The 17,653-nt window shown below is 63.6% G+C and carries 13 protein-coding genes; 7 read left to right on the forward strand and 6 right to left on the reverse strand.

All coding sequences use genetic code 11. From position 1 onward, the window contains the following. Positions 1-77: 77 nt before the first annotated feature. The 3 genes from AB6802_RS16440 (at position 78) to AB6802_RS16450 (ending at position 2,900) form a co-directional block, all read left to right on the forward strand. Positions 78-395: a four helix bundle protein gene (locus AB6802_RS16440; RefSeq protein ID WP_371011301.1), complete on the forward strand. Its 318-nt coding sequence runs from the start codon at positions 78-80 to the stop codon at positions 393-395. A gap of 67 nt (positions 396-462) precedes the next feature. Then, on the forward strand, positions 463-1,749 hold the full coding sequence (locus tag AB6802_RS16445) for an NAD(P)/FAD-dependent oxidoreductase (protein WP_371011186.1): 1,287 nt from the start codon (positions 463-465) through the stop codon (positions 1,747-1,749). A gap of 257 nt (positions 1,750-2,006) precedes the next feature. Next, positions 2,007-2,900, forward strand: coding sequence for an SH3 domain-containing protein (locus AB6802_RS16450; protein ID WP_371011187.1), 894 nt, complete (start codon positions 2,007-2,009; stop codon positions 2,898-2,900). 114 nt (positions 2,901-3,014) lie between these two features. On the opposite strand, the gene AB6802_RS16455 is transcribed toward AB6802_RS16450, so the two are convergent. Next, positions 3,015-4,364 (reverse strand): Mur ligase family protein, encoded by a 1,350-nt coding sequence (locus tag AB6802_RS16455; RefSeq protein WP_371011188.1) that lies wholly within the window; start codon positions 4,362-4,364, stop codon positions 3,015-3,017. A 43-nt stretch (positions 4,365-4,407) separates the two neighbouring features. Beyond that, the gene (locus AB6802_RS16460; RefSeq protein WP_371011302.1) at positions 4,408-5,154 is read right to left on the reverse strand and encodes an SDR family oxidoreductase; all 747 of its coding nucleotides are present in this window, start codon (positions 5,152-5,154) and stop codon (positions 4,408-4,410) included. A 325-nt stretch (positions 5,155-5,479) separates the two neighbouring features. Here AB6802_RS16460 and zwf point away from each other — a divergent pair, with 325 nt between their 5' ends. The 3 genes from zwf to edd all read left to right on the forward strand — a co-directional run bounded on the left by zwf (position 5,480) and on the right by edd (position 9,532). After that, a complete protein-coding gene (gene zwf, locus AB6802_RS16465) occupies positions 5,480-6,949 on the forward strand; it encodes a glucose-6-phosphate dehydrogenase (protein WP_371011189.1) in 1,470 nt (489 codons plus the stop codon). Next, the gene (gene pgl, locus AB6802_RS16470) at positions 6,931-7,647 is read left to right on the forward strand and encodes a 6-phosphogluconolactonase (protein ID WP_371011190.1); all 717 of its coding nucleotides are present in this window, start codon (positions 6,931-6,933) and stop codon (positions 7,645-7,647) included. The genes zwf and pgl overlap by 19 nt, the downstream gene beginning before the upstream one ends. 61 nt (positions 7,648-7,708) lie before the next feature. After that, positions 7,709-9,532 (forward strand): phosphogluconate dehydratase, encoded by a 1,824-nt coding sequence (gene edd / locus AB6802_RS16475; RefSeq protein ID WP_371011191.1) that lies wholly within the window; start codon positions 7,709-7,711, stop codon positions 9,530-9,532. 70 nt (positions 9,533-9,602) lie between these two features. Here the strand turns inward: edd and AB6802_RS16480 are convergent, their stop codons facing one another. The 4 genes from AB6802_RS16480 to AB6802_RS16495 form a co-directional block, all read right to left on the reverse strand. Next, positions 9,603-11,270: a VWA domain-containing protein gene (locus tag AB6802_RS16480; RefSeq protein ID WP_371011192.1), complete on the reverse strand. Its 1,668-nt coding sequence runs from the start codon at positions 11,268-11,270 to the stop codon at positions 9,603-9,605. A gap of 343 nt (positions 11,271-11,613) precedes the next feature. Further along, on the reverse strand, positions 11,614-12,612 hold the full coding sequence (locus AB6802_RS16485) for a GlxA family transcriptional regulator (RefSeq protein WP_371011193.1): 999 nt from the start codon (positions 12,610-12,612) through the stop codon (positions 11,614-11,616). Positions 12,613-12,629: 17 nt separating this feature from the next. Then, the gene (folD, locus tag AB6802_RS16490) at positions 12,630-13,529 is read right to left on the reverse strand and encodes a bifunctional methylenetetrahydrofolate dehydrogenase/methenyltetrahydrofolate cyclohydrolase FolD (RefSeq protein ID WP_371011194.1); all 900 of its coding nucleotides are present in this window, start codon (positions 13,527-13,529) and stop codon (positions 12,630-12,632) included. Between the two features lie 199 nt (positions 13,530-13,728). Then, positions 13,729-16,158, reverse strand: coding sequence for a Wzz/FepE/Etk N-terminal domain-containing protein (locus AB6802_RS16495; protein WP_371011196.1), 2,430 nt, complete (start codon positions 16,156-16,158; stop codon positions 13,729-13,731). 199 nt (positions 16,159-16,357) lie between these two features. Between AB6802_RS16495 and AB6802_RS16500 the strand changes: the two genes are divergently transcribed. Then, positions 16,358-17,653 carry a lipopolysaccharide biosynthesis protein gene (locus AB6802_RS16500; RefSeq protein ID WP_371011197.1) on the forward strand — a complete coding sequence of 432 codons (1,296 nt, stop codon included), beginning with the start codon at positions 16,358-16,360 and terminating at the stop codon, positions 17,651-17,653.

A 17,653-nucleotide genomic window follows, 5' to 3' on the forward strand; every position in this document is an offset into this window, starting at 1 on the left:
AGTAGGGGAGTAGGGGAGTAGGGACGGATGACTGAAAGAACAGGTTCCTACAAGGATTGGTGGTGTGGCAGCAGGCGATGGATTTGGCTGTAGCGGTTTACGGCGCGACGAAATCCTGGCCCAAGGAGGAGCTCTATGGACTGACCAGCCAAGTGCGCCGCTCTGTAACCTCAGTACCTTCGAACATCGCAGAAGGCTATGGCAGAGAGATCCGCGGTTCCTATCAGCAATTTCTACGGATCGCTCAAGGGTCGCTGAAGGAATTGGAAACACAACTTATGATCGCTGAACGTACCGGTATCGCCCCGCAAGCAACAACGGCTTCGTTGCTAGCCGGCACCGAAAGTGTAGGGAAGCTTCTCCGACTCCTGATTCGGAAGCTAGCAGTCGACTAGGCATCTACTCCCCTACTCCCCTACTCCCCTACTCCCCTACTCCCCTACTCCCCTACTCCCGAGCATCATGCCCTACCAATCCCCCATCTCCCCCGGCCGTTCCTGGTATGAGGATACGGCTGGGCTTCGGCCCGAATATCCGGCGCTGGACGGCAATCGGACTTGTGATGTTGTGATTGTTGGCGGGGGCTTTACCGGCCTGTCGGCAGCGACGCACCTGGCCAAGGCCGGCGCCAATGTCGTGCTGATCGAAGCCTATCGCTTCGGCGACGGTGCTTCCGGGCGCAATGGCGGCCAGCTCGGGACCGGCCAGCGCGCGTGGGCCGAGGAACTGGAGGCCGAATACGGACTGTCGCGCGCCAAAGCGTTGTTCGATCTGGCGGAAGAAGCCAAGACGCATCTGCTCGATTTCGCTGCCGCCAACGCGATCGAGATCGACTATATGCCGGGTCAGTTGTCGGTGGCGCACAAGCAGCGCTATGTCGACGATTACAAGCGCCACGCCGAGATCATGGCGAGCCGCTTCGGCTATCGGCATATCAGCTTCATGGACGCCAAGGAGACGGCCGAGCGGTTGGGCTCGACGCGCTATTTCGGCGGCACGCGCGATATCGGCACTGGGCATATCCATCCGCTGAAGCTGGTGATCGGCACAGCAAAAGTTGCCGCCGCGGCCGGCGCGCATCTGTTCGAGCAGACGCCATCCACCGGCATCGTCGCCGGCGGCGGCAAGGTGAGGGTCGCGACGGCCAAAGGCACGATCACAGCGGAAAAATGCCTGATCGCCGTCAACGCCTATGGCGGCAATCTGGAGCCGGTAAGTGCGGCGCATATCATGCCGATCGGCTCCTTCATCGGCGCCACGGTGCCGCTGGGTGCTGCTTCCACAGTGCTGCCCGGCAGCGAGTCGGTCGACGATTCCCGCTTTGTGGTGCGCTATTTCCGCAAGTCGAAAGACGGGCGGCTGCTGTTCGGCGGCCGCGAGGTCTATGCCGTCAACGATCCCAAGGACATCCATATCCACATCCGCCGGCAGATCGCGGAGCTCTATCCGGAGCTCAAGGACGTCGAGATCACACATGGCTGGGGCGGCTATGTCGGCATCACGGTGCCGAGAAAGCCGTTCGTGCGCGAGGTGATGCCCAAGGTGATCTCGATCGGCGGCTATTCCGGCCACGGCGTCATGTTGTCCAACTTCTTCGGCAAGCTCTATGCCGAGACGGTGGCCGGCAATCGCGACCGGCTGAAGCTGATCGAGGACCTCAAGATCCCTGCCTTTCCGGGTGGGCGCCGTTTCCGGGCACCGCTCTTGTTTCTGGCGCTCAATTGGTTCGCACTGCGCGACAGGATCTGAAGCCGGCGCTCCGCGGGAACTGCCGACCGAGCTTGACCGCTGCCGTTGCGTTACCGTTTGAAATCCTTAATGAACGGTTTGAATTTCGCAAAATGGCGCACTCGTGCCATAATCAACAGTCAAAGATGCCATCCTGGGCGACTATCCGGGGATTTCGCGGGCCTGTCCGCAATGATTTCGGGACCGATGCCGGTCATGCGCAAGTTTTCTGCCGCAAGATCGAAAGAACGTCGGCCCGCTTGTTGGAGGTGGTTTGAGTGAACGAGCCCTTCAGTTTCGGCACGCCGGAACGACGGCGCCTGACAATGCAGTTCGGTTACGACATGCGGCCGTCTTTCTGGCAGACCATGCAGTCGAATTCGCATCTGGTGATTGCAGCCGTCGGTACCGCGGCGCTGCTTGGCGTGGCGGCGATGGGTCTATGGTTGTGCATGCCAGGCAGTGACCGACAAGCCGTCGCAAGTGCCGCGCAGGCCGTTCCGACAATCCCGGTGAAGACCATGAAGATTGTCCCGGCGGCGAACGCAGCGGTGACCGTGGCCGCGGCACCGCAAGCCGCGCGCAAGGCGGACGCGGTTTCGCCGGCAATCGCGACGCGTGAGGCCAACATCACTGCGCTCGCTTCGAACAATCCGCGTTGGACGGCTCCCGGCGCGCAGACCCCGCCGGCTCAACCCGAGGCCCAGCCGGCCTCGTCCGGTGGCGGCCAGGCAGCAAGCCCAGAGCAGAAAACGACCGATACGGCTTTCGCCGAGCCCGATGCCGAAAACGACGCTTCGACAGCGCTGTCGGAGGTCGCGGCTCCCGCTCCGGCGAACGGCCCGTCTGCGGACGCTAAGCCTGACGACAAGGATGGCGCCCGGACCGCCGCCATTCCCGAAACCCAGCCGCAGGTTCCCGACGCGCAACCGGCAGCGGCGGACAGCGCGGCTGAGTCAACGCCGAAAGCGCACAAGGTCGGCGCGGCCGGCAGTGGACGTATCCTGCGGGCAGTCACCATGCGCAGTGGCCCCAAGAAAGGCGCAGGCGCCATCGCCACCGTGCCCGCCAGGGCGTCGGTACAAGTGATGAGCTGCAAGCAATGGTGCGAGATCGTCTATAACGGCAAGCGTGGCTGGGTCTACAAGAGCTACGTCAAGACCGGCGCCTGACACGTTTCGTCAATGCAGTCCGCAGCGCAATGGGCCGGAGCGATCAAAGCGATGGCCGGCCACCTAATGCATGTCGCCCAGAAGTGTGCAGCGGTTCTGGGACGACGACATGCATCAAAACAAAGACTTAAAGCGCGTTGTCTGAATCCGTTTCAGCGCGACGCGATTTAAGAAATGGCGAATAAACTGCCAGCGGCGAGCACGCCTTCGCTGGCGGACGCGGGCCCTGTGCTGCTCGAACGGCACTTCGTACAACCCACACGCACCACATCCCTCCTCCTTGCCGCACGCCGCCACCCAGCATCTGACATCATGCGTCCAGGACAGCGCAACCCGTTCCAGATGTAGATTGGACGAACTTTTGAGCAGAATGAGCTCACCGGGCAAAGCCGTCTGCTTGATGAATTCCGACACATCCTTCACGCTTCTGATTTCTTGAAATCGGCCACTGTCGCGATCTGCTTCGCTGGCCCTGGAACGATGGGCGTTGTCCCCGACATAGATGACCTGGTCTGCAGCTTCGCGTGCCGACTTATAGGCGGCGCCGTATTTTCGGCTGGAACCGGCGTAGTCCGAAATCTGGCCGAGGACGATACGCTTTCGTCTGGCAGTGGCCTTTGACATCATCTCGATAGCAAGGTCGATCGAGTGCCAAGGCGCTTTTGCCGTATCGATGATGAATGCAGGGCCGGTTCCGGTAACCAACACCTCGCACCTGTTTTGCAAAGGCAAAAATGTTTCCAGCCGCGACGCCACCATCTCCGGCGGGACACCGAGTTCGAGGGCCGAGGCCGTGGCCGCGGCCAGCGGCAGCCAGAAATAGTCGGCGGGAAACGGAGCCTTCAGCGCAAGGGTGTTTTGTTTCCAATGGATCTTGAATGTCAGCGGTTCAGGATAACCGGCACGCACATCGCTGATGCGATAATCCGCGTCATCCGACATTCCGAAAGTCACGACGCGGCACTCGGCGCCGACTGCCATGGTTCTCACATAGGGATCGTCGGCATTGAGGATCGCGAGCCCATCAGCGGGAAGAGCCTCGACCAGCAAGCGCTTTTCATCCGCTACATTCGCAAGCGTCTTGAATTTGGTGAAATGCTCCAGACGGACCATGGTAACGACAGCGACGCTGGGCCTCAACAGCTCAGCCATTGGCCCTATCGAGTCCTTGCCGGCGCCAAGCTCAGAGACGACATAGTCGAAGTTGCTGCTGCTGACGCGTTTGCGGAGTGCGGAAACAAGCGCCATGATGGTGTTGGCGAACACCTGCGAACACACCGATGCATGTCCAGCCAGCAGATGCGCCAGCAGGGCTGAAGTGGTTGATTTGCCGGAGCTTCCGGTCACACCGATGAAAGTCGCCCGGCTTTTGGCGCGGGCCTGCTTCGCAAGATACAGCTTCGCCCTGTGCCTTGCGTTGCGGCGAATCCTGCGCAGCAGCAATTTTAGTTCTACGCCAGCCATTCCTCGCCCCATCGACCTATGCCCTCGGACGAACAGTTACGCCTCAGATGCAGCGCCCGCCATCGACCTCCAGCGCCACGCCGGTAATGAACGCGGCTTCGTCCGAGGCCAGCCACAGCGCCGCGTTGGCGATGTCGAGCGGCGTCGAAAGCCGACCGAGCGGGATCGAGGCACGGAATTTCTCTCGGATTTCCGGCGTGTCGGCGCCCATGAACTTTTCCAGCATGCCGGTCTCGCCGGCGACCGGACAGAGGCAGTTGACGCGGATGTTCTTCGGCGCCAGTTCCACCGCCATCGACTTGGTGGCGGTGATCGCCCAGCCTTTTGAAGCATTGTACCAGGTAAGCCCCGGCCGCGGTCGCAGCCCGGCCGTCGAGGCGGTGGTCAGGATGACGCCGCCGCCCTGCCGCTCCATGATCGGCACGACCGCGAGGGCCGCGTGATAGATCGCCTTCATGTTGACGGCGGTGATCAGATCGAAGGTTGCCTCGTCGACGTTGAGCATGTCGCCATTGCGATGCGTATAGCCGGCATTGTTGACCATGATGTCGATTCGGCCGAAGGCGCTCTTGGCGGCATAGACCATCTCGTCGAACTCGGAGCGCAGCGAGACGTCGGTCTGGGTCCAGATCGCCTTGTCGCCGATCTCGCCGGCAACGCGCGCGGCGCCCTTGGCGTTGAGGTCGGCGACGACGACACGCGCGCCCTCCTCGGCAAAGCGCTTCGCCATGCCTTCGCCGAAGCCGGCTGCCGCGCCGGTGATGACGGCAACCTTGTTTTCCAGACGCATGGTTTTTCCGCCCATTTGGATATTCCCCAGTTTGAGACGACCGCCGACTGGCTACCGGAATGAAGGCAGCTATGACGGCCGGGCGACGCCCGGTGATTTCCCCCTTAGCTTTCGTCACATTCGCGTTCTATGGTGCCGCCGCAAACGCTTCCGGAAGCCATCGCTTGCCGACAAGCCTGCCGGCGGCGTGAGTGTCAACGACACATGTGGACCATGCAAGTCCAAGCGATTGGTCTTCACATGTGACACCATGGCACTGGAAAATTTAAATCGATTAGATTATACCAACCTCGCTGCCGGCGCCCGGCATCAAATCGGACAGACCATGACCAGCCAGATCATTCCCGTCGACCCGTTCGACTTTATCATCTTCGGTGGCACCGGCGACCTGTCGGAACGCAAGCTCCTGCCCTCGCTCTACCACCGCCAGCGCGACCATCAGTTTTCCGAGCCGACCCGCATCATCGGCACATCGCGCTCGAAGATGAGCGACGCCGAATTCCAGGCTTTCGCCAAGCAGGCGATCTCCGACCATGTGAAAGCGAGCGATATTGACCAGAAGGAACTCGAAACCTTCCTGGCAAGGCTCTCCTATGTCCCGGCGGATGCCACGACCGGCGCTGGCTTCGACAAGCTGAAGAAGGCGATCGGCGACAGCGACCGCGTCCGCGCCTTCTATCTGGCGGTGGCGCCGGCGCTGTTCGGCGACATCTCGCACCAGCTCAGAGAGCATAAGCTGATCACGCCGAACTCGCGCATCGTGCTGGAAAAGCCGATCGGCCGCGACCTTACCTCGGCGCGCGCGCTCAACGACGCGGTGGGCGACGATTTCGACGAAAGCCAGATCTTCCGCATCGACCATTATCTCGGCAAGGAAACGGTGCAAAACCTGATGGCGCTGCGCTTCGCCAACGCGCTCTATGAGCCGTTGTGGAATTCGGCCCATATCGACCATGTGCAGATCACGGTCGCCGAAACGGTCGGCCTGGAAGACCGCGTCACCTATTACGACAAGGCCGGCGCGCTGCGCGACATGGTGCAGAACCATATGCTGCAACTGCTTTGCCTCGTCGCGATGGAAACGCCGTCCTCGATGGACGCCGACGCCGTGCGCGACGAGAAGCTGAAGGTGCTGCGGGCACTGAAGCGCATCAACGGCAACGAGGCGCCGAAGCACACCGTGCGCGGCCAGTATCGCGCCGGCGCCTCGGCCGGTGGCGCCGTCAAAGGCTATGTAGAAGAACTCGGCAAGGACAGCACCACCGAGACTTTTGTCGCCATCAAGGCCGAGATCGGCAACTGGCGCTGGGCCGGCGTTCCCTTCTATCTGCGGACCGGCAAGCGGCTGGCGAGCCGGGTTTCGGAGATCGTCATCGAGTTCAAGCCGATCCCCTTTTCGATCTTCGACGACAGCGCCGGGCCGATCTTCGCCAACCAGTTGGTGATCCGGCTGCAGCCGGACGAAGGCGTCAAGCAGTTCATCATGATCAAGGATCCGGGTCCCGGCGGCATGCGGCTGCGCCAGATCTCGCTCGACATGAGCTTCGCGCAGTCCTTCGACGGGCGCGCGCCGGACGCCTATGAGCGGCTGATCATGGATGTGGTGCGTGGCAACCAGACGCTGTTCATGCGCCGCGACGAAGTCGAAGCGGCATGGAAATGGATCGACCCGATCCAGAACGCCTGGGAAAGCGCAAGGCAGGAAGCGCAGGGCTATACCGCCGGCACCTGGGGGCCATCGGCCTCGATTGCCTTGATCGAACGTGACGGACGGACATGGCACGAGAGCAATTGAGCGAAGCTCACTTCACCTGGAACGGCTTTGCCGACCGCCAGCAACTGGCGGCGGCGCTCGCCGGCCATGTTGCCGGACGGCTGACCAAGGCGATTGCCGAGCGCGGCACCGCGCTGCTCGCGGTCTCCGGCGGCACGACACCGGCGAAATTCTTCGCAGCCCTTTCCGCCATCCCGATCGCCTGGGACAAGGTCGTCGTGACCTTGGTCGACGAGCGCTTCGTGCCGCCGTCCTCGCCGCGTTCGAATGCCGGGCTGGTGGCTGCCAATCTTTTGCAGAACAAGGCCGCCGCGGCGCGCTTCGTGCCGCTCTACCATGAGGCTGAAAGCATCGAAGACGCGGCCGCTGCCGACAGCGAAGAGCTGAGAGCGCTGCCCTGGCCGCTCGACGTCGTCATCCTCGGCATGGGCGGCGACGGCCATACCGCGTCGTTCTTTCCCGATGCAGGCAACCTTGACGCATTGCTCGATCCGTCCTCGCAGCGGATCGTAATGCCCGTGCATGCGGCGAGCGGCGGCGAGCCGCGGCTGACGCTTTCGATGGCGCGCATCGTGGCTGCCGGCTTTATCGCGCTGCACATCGAGGGCGAGGACAAGCGTACCGCGTTCGACGGCGCGATGGGACCAGACGCGAAGAAACCCATACGCAAGGTGCTCGAGGCAGCGCCGATACCGGTCGAGGTGTTCTGGGCACCCTGATTTCAATGTGAGTGTCCCGACGGCGCTGGGAGGACGTCAGCCGGGTTTGAGAGGACGGACCATGACAGCCAGACGCGATATCGAAGCCATCACGGAACGCATCCGCCAACGTTCGAAAGCCGGCCGCGAAACCTATCTCGGCCGCATCGCGGAGGCATCTGGCCGCAGCGCCAACCGCGCGGTGCTGGGCTGCGGCAACCTTGCCCACGGCTTCGCCGTCTGCAGCCCATCGGAAAAGATCGCGCTCGGCGGCGACCGCGTGCCCAACCTCGGCATCATCACCTCCTACAACGACATGCTGTCGGCGCATCAGCCGTTCGAGACGTTTCCAGCGCTGATCAAGGAAGCCGCGCGTGAAGCGGGCGGCATAGCTCAGGTCGCCGGCGGCGTGCCGGCGATGTGCGATGGCGTCACCCAAGGACAGCCGGGCATGGAACTGTCGTTGTTTTCGCGCGACGTGATCGCCATGGCGGCGGCGATCGGCCTGTCGCACAACATGTTCGACGCCGCGGTCTTCCTCGGCGTCTGCGACAAGATCGTGCCGGGACTGGTGATCGGCGCGCTGACCTTCGGCCATCTGCCGGCGGTGTTCATTCCGGCCGGGCCGATGACGACCGGCCTGCCGAATGACGAGAAGGCCAAGATCCGTCAGCTCTATGCCGAGGGCAAGGTCGGCCGCGCCGAATTGCTGGAGGCGGAGTCCAAATCCTATCACGGACCGGGCACCTGCACCTTCTACGGCACTGCCAACTCCAATCAGATGCTGATGGAGATCATGGGCCTGCACACGCCGGGCGCCTCCTTCGTCAATCCGGGCACGCCGCTGCGCGACGCACTGACGCGCGAGGCAACCAAGCGGGCGCTGGCGATCACCGCCCTCGGCAATGCCTATACGCCGGTCGGACGCATGATCGACGAGCGCTCTTTCGTCAACGGCGTCGTCGGCCTGCATGCCACCGGCGGCTCGACCAACCACACCATCCACCTGATCGCCATGGCCGCCGCCGCCGGCATCACGCTCACCTGGCAGGATATTTCCGACCTGTCGGATGCCGTGCCGCTGCTCGCGCGCGTCTACCCGAACGGGCTTGCCGACGTGAATCATTTCCACGCCGCCGGCGGGCTCGGCTTCCTGATCCGCGAACTGCTCGACGAAGGCCTGCTGCATGAGGACGTGCAGACGGTCTGGGGCGAAGGCCTGCGGCCCTATGCGGTCGAAGCGCGGCTTGGTGACGACGGCAGCGTGGCGCGCGAAGCTGCACCGCTAAAGAGCGGCGACGAGAAGGTGCTGGCGCCAGTCAACAAGGCGTTCCAGTCGACCGGCGGCCTGAAGATGCTTGGCGGCAATCTCGGCCACGCGGTGATCAAGACCTCGGCCGTCAAGCCTGAACGCCGTCTTATCGAAGCGCCGGCGAAAGTGTTCGACAGCCAGCAAGGACTGAACGACGCCTTCAAGGCGGGCCAGCTGACCGGCGATTTCGTTGCCGTCATCCGCTTCCAGGGCCCGAAAGCCAACGGCATGCCGGAGCTGCACAAGCTGACCACGGTGCTCGGCATTCTGCAGGATCGCGGCCAGCGCGTCGCGCTGGTGACCGATGGGCGCATGTCCGGCGCTTCCGGCAAGGTGCCGGCGGCGATCCATGTGACGCCGGAAGCGGTCGAGGAAGGGCCGATCGCCAGGATCCATGATGGCGACATCATCCGCCTCGACGCCGATGCCGGCACGCTGGAAGTGCTGGTGCCGGGAACGGAATTCGCGCTGCGGCGCACGGCGGATGCCGACCTCATCGGCAATGAGTTCGGCTTCGGCCGCGAGCTTTTCGCCGGCTTCCGGCAACTGGTCGGCCGCGCCGACCACGGCGCCGCAGCGTTCGGCAACGCTTGACAACCGCTGATACGTTTCAAGCAAAAGGGCGGCTCGAAGCCGCCCTTTTTCGTTCTTGTCCGACCGGATGCTACTGGACGGTGAGCTCGTTGCGCTCGCCGGCCTTGATCGTGAACGGCGTTTCCTTGTCGGCTTTGTCGGTGGTGAAGTTGGTCACCAGCACATAGTCGCCCGCAGCCAGCGTGGTCTGCATCTTCTCGCCATAGGCATAGGTGACCTGCTTGCGCTCGCCCTGGATGTCCTTCTTGGCTTCGAAGATCTTGAAGCCGTCTGCGCCCGGCGCGTCGACCGACAGCACGCCCGCGTTCAGCGTCACGTTGACGTCACTCATCTGCCCGACCTTGACGCTGAACGGCTGTTCGGTGGACACGGCCTGCACATCGACGCCCATCACATAGTCGCCGGGCGGCAGGTCGAACTGGCTGTCGGGGCCGTAAGCGTAGGTCACCTGGTCGCGGGTGCCGTCGAGCTTCTTGGCCGCCTTGTACACTTTCCAACCCACATCGGTGGAGGCCTTTTCGCCGCCCTGGGTGTAGAAGGCGTTGGCCTTGGCCTTGCCGACGCCGACGATCATGTCCTTGTCGACGACCTGGCCGGCGGCAAGCTGCATGGTCTCGCTCACCTCGCCGGCTCCCAGCTTCACGGTAACCTTGGTCTCACCCGTCGGGACGACGAACTTGACCTCGCCATAGTTGGCGTCCGAGGTGCCGCCGGGATAGGCGATGCTGATCTGCGCATTGCGGTCGACTTCGGCGCCTGGCGCCGGCCGCGCGTGGATGGAGATTTCCGCGGCGTTCAGGTCCAGCGCCAACTCTGTTGTCCTGTCGGCCGTCAGCGAGATCTTCTGCTCGGTCTTGGCGCCGCCACTCGAGGCGACGACGATGTAGTTGCCGGCGGGAACGTGAAACTTGATGCCATTATAGCCGTAGTCGACATGGTCTCCACCGACACCCTTCGCGTCGTCCTTGAAGACTTCATAGTAAACGTCGATCTTCGGCACCTCGCCGCCCGCTTTCAAGAACGCCTGCGGGAGGAGATTGTAGTCGACCTCGGCCGCTTTCGGAGCCGGCGCGGGAGCCGGCGCCGGTTCGGGAGCCGGTGCGGGGGCCGGCGCCGGAGCCGCGACGGTCTCGACCAGCGCTTGCTGCAGCGCCTTCTCGTCGGACGCCTGGATGTATTTGCCGCCGGTGTTGTCGGCGAGGCAGGCGATCTGCTTGCCCTCGTCGGCGGTCAGGCCGAAACCGACAACGTCGGCGGTGAAGTCGACACCGGAGGCCTTCAGCTCCTTGCCGAGCGCGCATGGGTCGCCGCCGCAGGTTTCCAAACCGTCGGTGATCAGAACCACCGTTGCCTTGTCCTCGGTGTATTTCAGCGCCTCGGCTGCTTGTTTGACGGCCGCCGTCAGGGGTGTCTTGCCAAGGAATTTCATGCTGTCGGCGGCCGCCGTGATGGCGCTTGCCGATCCCGCCTGCGGCGGCACGATCAGTTCGATGTCGTCGCAGCTGCCCTTGGTGCGATGGCCATAGGCCATGAAGCCGATCTCGTCATCGGCCGGTACCGACTGCAACACCGTGCGCAACGATTCGCGCGCGATTTCCAGTTTCGGCTTGCCGTCGATCTGGGCCCACATCGAGCCCGAAGCGTCCAGAATGATGATGACCTTGTTGGCGGCAAAGCCAAAAGTCGTCATCGACAAAAGCAAGGCCGCCGCAGCGACGCCCCGTATCAGTCCCGCCATGGATATCTCCTGATTGATCCCTCGTCCGCGTCGCGGAAGCTATTTTAGGCGGCCCTCAGAGACAAGCGGCAAAAGCTCAGGCTGCCGGCACATGTGCCGGGACAAAGCCCTGCGCCTCGACGATTGCCCGGGATCGCGGATCGCCGCGCAGGCTCTTGAAGCCGGAACGATGCGCACCGCCGAGCAGGTCGTCTTGCGCGTTACCGATTGCTCCAGGTAGCGGATCGCGTCGTCATCGTGGCCGAGCATGGCGGCGGTGGCAGCGATCTTCTATGTCGGGTCGCGGTCGCGCAGGTCCTGCCGCTGTTGTTCGGCGAACATCGCCTTGCGCGCGGCACAGCACTCAGTAGGTGGTGCGGCGTTCTTCCGATGGCGGGCGGCCGAACTGCAGCCGGTAGCTCTGCGCGAAATAGGAATGCGAGGTGAAGCCGGTCGCGATCGCCACGTCGAGGATCGGCATGTTGGTCTGGCGCAGCAATTCGCGCGCCCGCTCCAGCCTGAGACGCATGTAATAGCGGCCGGGCGTGACGGAGAGGTGGCGCAGGAACAGGCGTTCGACCTGGCGCACAGAAAGCCCCGCCGACTTGGCGAGCTGCACCGCCGACAGCGGCTCGTCGAGATGGTCGGCCATCAGCTCGACGATGCGCCTGAGCTTCTCCGACTTGCCGGTGAGGTCGCGCTCCGGCCCGACGCGCTGGCGGTCGCCAGCCGAGCGGATGCGCTCGTGCTGGAACTGGTTGGCGACGCCATTGGCGAGATTGGAGCCGAAATCGCCGCGCACGATCTCCAGCATCAGATCAATCGACGTGGTGCCACCGGCGCAGGTGTAGCGCTTGCGGTCGATCTCGAAGACATTGCCGGTGCAGTTGATGTCGGGAAAGCGTTCCATGAAGCCGGCGCGGTTTTCCCAATGGATGGTGCAGCGATAGCCGTCGAGCTGACCGGCTTCGGCCAGGAGATAGGAACCGACCGACAGCGCGCCGAGCGCGTTGCCGCGCCGGCCCCAGCTGCGCAAAGCGGCCAGCACCTTGCTCTTGCCGGGAAATTCTATGGAGAGGCCGACCGAGACGAACAGGATGTCGACGGGCGGCATATCGGCGACGGAATAGTCGATCTTGAGCGGCAGGCCGTTGGAAGCCATGACCGCGTCGCCATCGGCCGAAATCGTCGTCCAGCCATAGAAATCGCGGCCGAGCAGGCGGTTGGCCGAGCGGAAACAGTCGATGGCCGCGGCCAGCGAGAACATCGAGAACTTGTCGACCAGCAGAAAACCGAACTGACGGCCGCCCTGAACGGGATCGTTCGTGATCGGCCGCTCGACGGAGGCAGTCAGGTTCGGCAATGCAAAGGCTTTCTCGGTCAGAAGGACGGCCGCTTCAACCCGGCCGCGAGGTAGGCGGAAACTACAGTGTTCGCCATCAGCATGGCAATGGTCATCGGTCCGACGCCGCCCGGGACAGGCGTGATTGCGCCGGCGGCCTTGGCCGCTTCGGCATAGGCGACGTCACCGACCAGCCGCGACTTGCCCTCGCCCTTCTCGGGCGCCGGGATGCGGTTGATGCCGACATCGATGACGGTGGCGCCGGGCTTGACCCAATCGCCCTTGACCATTTCCGGCCGGCCGACGGCGGCGACCAGGATGTCGGCGGTGCGGGCAAGCGCGGGCAGATCCTTGGTGCGGCTGTGCGCGATGGTGACTGTGCAGTTGGCCGCAAGCAGAAGGTTTGCCATCGGCTTGCCGACGATGTTGGAGCGGCCGACGACGACCGCATTGAGGCCGGAAAGATCCTTGCCGCGCACGCGCTCGATCAGAAGCATCGAACCTGCCGGCGTGCAGGGCACGAAGGCGGTCTCCAGCTCGCCGGTGCCAAGCTTGCCGACATTGATGAAGTGGAAGCCGTCGACATCCTTCTCCGGCGCGATCGTCTGGATGACCTTGCCGGCATCGATATGGCCGGGAAGCGGCAACTGCACCAGGATGCCGTTGATCGCCGGATCGGCATTGAGGTCGCCGATGATCTTCAAAAGCTGCTCTTCGGTGGTATCGGCCGGCAGCGTGTGCTGCAGCGAATGAAAGCCGCATTCCTTGGCGGTGCGCGACTTGGAAGCGACATAGACCTGGCTTGCCGGGTCCTCGCCGACGATCACCACGGCGAGACCTGGCTTCATGGCGCCTTTGGCCACCAGCTCCGATGTCAGCGCCTTCACCTTCGAAACCACGTCCTCGGCGACGCTCTTTCCATCAATCACTTCGGCCATCACTATCCTCAGCTTCGCTTGAGACCGCCTCGATGCACGGCCTCGTTCTTCCGTCCGGCTTTGTCGACATGCCAAGGCAAGGCGCTGACGGCCGAACTGCAGCGCGGCATTTTCACGAAAATTCGACAAGGCAATCCCGCCAAAGCGTCGTCGGATGCCGTAAACCCGAAACCGGGCGCTTTTATCGACCGCTGAGGCTTTAGAAATAGCGACGGCGTGTACGGCTTTCGCTCAGATCGCGCACCGACTGGCGGAATTCGCGCAGCCTGGCACGGATTTCGTCGATCTGGCCCTGCTCGTCGGCGGCCGATTGCGAGGCTTCGGCCAATGGCGGTTGCGGATAGGTGGTTTCGTATGGGTCAGCCCGCGCGCTGTCGGTCCGATAGGCATAGCTTTGCGCGGGCGCCGGCTGGAAGCCTGGCTGAGCCGGCGCAACCGGCGGCGCGTAGCGGGCTTGCTGGGTGGGCGCGCGCCAGGCGCTTTCAGGCGGAACGGTATCCGTTTCGGCGGCTTCCGCCGTATCTGCTTCCCCCGAATCGCGCCGCACAAAGTAACGCAAGGACGAAGCGAGCGTACCCAAGAAGCCTGAGCGGCCGGCATCATCGACCGGCGCCGAAACAACGGCGACTGGTGCAGGCGGAGGAGGAACGGCTTGCGAAGCCGGCCGCGCGGCAGCCGGCGAAACCGGTTGCGGGGCTACAGCTGGCTGACTTTGTTGGGGCACGGCAGGCCGTGCCGGCGACCTGGACACAGATGCAGGAGTCAAGGGCGGTGGCGGCGTGACGGGGGGCGGAGGCGGCGCTTGGCTGGACCTGTCTTCAACGACAACGCGGCGCTCGTTGCCGCCGCGGCGCGAACGGCTATCGGCGGTCTCGCGCAGGCTGGCATAGATGCCGCGCAGCCCACCGAGGCCGATGCCGGCGAACAGACCCGCGAACAGGCCGGCCAGGGCCTTGACGACGCGCGACGGGCCTTTGGCCTCGAGCGGCGGTTGGGCGGGCGAAAGCACGTTGATGTTGGCGGAGTTGACGTCCTTTTGCTCGCTGGTTTCCTTGGCGCGCAGCAGATATTGCTCATAGACGGAGCGCTTGGCGGCGGCTTCGCGCTCCAGCTCGCGCAGCGAAACAAGATTGCTGTTGACGTCTCCGCTCTGCACCTTGGCCTGCGCCAGGCGCGACGACAGATCCTGCTCGAGCTGCACGGAGCGTTTCAAGTCGACCTGCAGCGAGGCGGCAATGCGCTGCAATTCGGCGGCGATGCGTTCGCGGGCGCCGGCAAGCTGAGCGTTGAGCGCCTGGAGCTCCGGATGGCGTGGTCCGAACTTGATCTCGGCGCGATCGGCCTCCTGCTTCAACGCCGCATATTGCGAGCGCAGCTCGCTCATCATGTTGGAGGTGATCTCTTCCGGCAATGTGCCGCTAAGAACCGAATTGACATTCAACGAGCGCGCCGACGCGGCGCGCGCATTCAGTTCCAGTGTGCGGGCGCGCGCCACGGAAAGCTGCTCGTTGAGCTTCAGCATCTGGTCGTCACTGATCAGGCGGCCCTGCGCGTCGACGAGGTCGTGCGTGGCCCTGAAATCCTCGACGTTGCGCTCCGCCGTCTCGACGCCCTTGCGCAACTCGTCGAGCTTGGACGTCAGCGTGCTGGTCGCACGTCCGGCCATGTCGGACTGGTATTGGCCGATCTCGCGCTGGAAGACGTCTCTCGTCCTGTTGGCGATCAGCGCCGACTTGTCGGCATCCTGCGTGGTGGCGCTAATGGAAATGACAAAGGTCTTGCCGGTGCGGTCGACCGAAAGGCTCTCGGCCAGGTTGCCGACGGCCAGTGCCTGGCGGCGAACCTCGCCGCCGCCGGTCGGCTCGTCATGTCGCGACAGTATAGAGCGCACGAAGGACATGACGCCGAGACCGCCGGAACCCTGGCCGTTGAACTCCGGGTCATTGACGAGATTGAGTTCCTTGACGACCTCGTCGAGAACCTTGCCGGAGGTGACCATCTTGATGCGGGTTTCGACGACGGCCAATGCCGCATCGGGTTGCCCCACGGCTTGGGTGAGATCGCGGTCGGACAGCTTGAGGTCGCCCGGCTCGATGGTCAGCTCGGTGGTCGCCTCGTATTTCTTCGGCGTCGACAGCGCTATCGCAATGCCGAGCGCGGCGCCCAGGATCGTCGTCGACAGGATCAGTGCCTTGGAGCGGGCAATGCCGCCGATCACCTGCATCGGATCGATCAGCGGTTTCCATTCCTGCGCGTTGGAACCCTCACCGGCAGACGGCTGCCTTGCCGAGCGGGACCCGAGGGCTGCTTGAGGCTGGTAGTCCGAGGCATCGCCGGCATCGCTCCGCCCGGCGGGTGCGTGGCGACCCGTTCTTTCCCATTCGTTCTCGGCTTCTATCCGATCCGCAGCCGGTTCGGGCCGGGCGTTACCAGTATCGCCGCGCTGCGGATCTGTCCGCCCTTCGCGTTCGAAGCGCGCTGCGCGATGGCGCGCGGCGGCATCCTCGCGCCATGAGGAATTGGCCCCCCCGCCGATCGGAACCGTGTTGTCTTCGCCGCGCACGGCCTGGCCGAGCGCAAGCAGAGAGCGCTCACGCCTCCAATCCTCGCGGTTTTCCCTGTCGACCATGGTCCTGGAATTACTTTCTGGCGGCTTGGGAGCGGCAGTCGGCCAATCGTTAAGCCACGCTAAACAGGCATAGGAAACAAAAGGTTAATTTTTGCCGCCGCGGGGCGCGGTTTTTGGCTTTGTTTGCAACGATTGCGCGATTCCTGACGGGTCGCCAGAACGTCACGTTAAACTTTCCGGCCTATCTGTCGGCCGTTAGATGACCCAGACCAGCGACATACCGCAAAGGCGGCCTCTCGCGCGGATCGGCCACTTCGTGGCCACCCGCCGCAAGCTGGTTTTGGACTATTTCTCGGCGATTAGCGGCGCCGGCGGCCGACTGGTTTTCTCGCTCGCCTATTTCGTGGCCCTGGCCAACACGCTGTCGATCGCCGAATTCGGCATGTTCGCCACCGCCTCGGCGGCCGGCATCATGCTGTCGCGCATCCTTGCCTTCGGCTTCATCTCGGCGCTCTACCGCACCGCCACGATCCGCCCCAATCTGATCGGCACCTTCACCGCCGGCTTCCTGTTCCTCGGCGTGCTGTCGCTGCCGTTCCTGGCCGCGGCATCCTACATGGTCTACCTGATCTTCTTCGCCGGGACCGTCCCGCTCGGCGTCTTCGCCGCGGTCGTCTTTGCCGAAGCGCTTTTGTGGCGACCGGTCGAGGTGGTGCTGATCGTCAACAACGGTCTCGGCAAGTTCGGCCGCGCCGCGGTGCTGGCGATCCTGGCGACGGCGCTCAGGGCAATCGGCGCGGTGATGTTCGTGTTCGCCGCGCAACGCACGGTCGGCGTCTGGTCATTGTTTTACATCGGCGCCAATGCCGCCTCGCTGATCGTCGCCTTCGCCTTCTTCTATCCACGTCAAAGGCTGAAGCTGCGCCCGGAGCTCTATTTCCGGCGGCTCGCGGATTCGATCTATGTCGCTGGATCGGATGTGCTGTTCTACCTGCAGATGGAGTTTGACAAGCTCTTGGTGCTGTCGATCGGCGGCGCGCATCTCGCCGGCATCTACGCCATCATCATGCGGCTGGTGGATCTCACCGCAATCCCCATCCGCACCTTCTCGATGATGCTGGTGCAGCGCATGATGCGGGCGCCGGAGCTTCTGTCGCGGCTGGCGGTCAAGAGCGGCATCGAAAGCGGGGTGTTCCTGGTCTCGACGCTGGCGCTGGCGTCGCTCGGCGTCGTGCTGCATTTCTTCCCCAATGCTTTGGGCAAGAACGTCGCCGAGGCTGCCCCCCTGGTTGCACTGGCCATCTGCGTGCCGGGCCTGCGCAACCTCGTCGAATACCAGGCCGAGTTGCTCTTCGCGCGCGGCCAGACGGCGATGCGGGCGATCAATCTCGGCCTGCTGGCCGGCCTGAAGGCCGTGCTGCTCACCTATGTGCTGACGACGATCGCCGACACACCCAACCTCGTACTGTCGCTCAACATCGTCTTCCTGCTGCTTTATCTCGCCTCGATGCTGCTGACCTATTCGGCGATGCGCAGGCCGGCCAAGGCAATCTGA

Source organism: Mesorhizobium sp. RCC_202, from assembly GCF_041355295.1.
Taxonomy (GTDB): Bacteria; Pseudomonadota; Alphaproteobacteria; order Rhizobiales; family Rhizobiaceae; genus Mesorhizobium.

Excerpts from the sequence above, each read along its gene's own strand:
- AB6802_RS16440 (WP_371011301.1), top strand. The coding sequence starts at position 78 with ATGGATTTGGCTGTAGCGGTTTACGGCGCGACGAAATCCTGGCCCAAG.
- AB6802_RS16445 (WP_371011186.1), top strand. The coding sequence starts at position 463 with ATGCCCTACCAATCCCCCATCTCCCCCGGCCGTTCCTGGTATGAGGAT.
- AB6802_RS16455 (WP_371011188.1), bottom strand. The coding sequence starts at position 4,364 with ATGGCTGGCGTAGAACTAAAATTGCTGCTGCGCAGGATTCGCCGCAAC.
- AB6802_RS16460 (WP_371011302.1), bottom strand. The coding sequence starts at position 5,154 with ATGCGTCTGGAAAACAAGGTTGCCGTCATCACCGGCGCGGCAGCCGGC.
- zwf (WP_371011189.1), top strand. The coding sequence starts at position 5,480 with ATGACCAGCCAGATCATTCCCGTCGACCCGTTCGACTTTATCATCTTC.
- pgl (WP_371011190.1), top strand. The coding sequence starts at position 6,931 with ATGGCACGAGAGCAATTGAGCGAAGCTCACTTCACCTGGAACGGCTTT.
- edd (WP_371011191.1), top strand. The coding sequence starts at position 7,709 with ATGACAGCCAGACGCGATATCGAAGCCATCACGGAACGCATCCGCCAA.
- AB6802_RS16480 (WP_371011192.1), bottom strand. The coding sequence starts at position 11,270 with ATGGCGGGACTGATACGGGGCGTCGCTGCGGCGGCCTTGCTTTTGTCG.
- folD (WP_371011194.1), bottom strand. The coding sequence starts at position 13,529 with ATGGCCGAAGTGATTGATGGAAAGAGCGTCGCCGAGGACGTGGTTTCG.
- AB6802_RS16495 (WP_371011196.1), bottom strand. The coding sequence starts at position 16,158 with ATGGTCGACAGGGAAAACCGCGAGGATTGGAGGCGTGAGCGCTCTCTG.
- AB6802_RS16500 (WP_371011197.1), top strand. The coding sequence starts at position 16,358 with ATGACCCAGACCAGCGACATACCGCAAAGGCGGCCTCTCGCGCGGATC.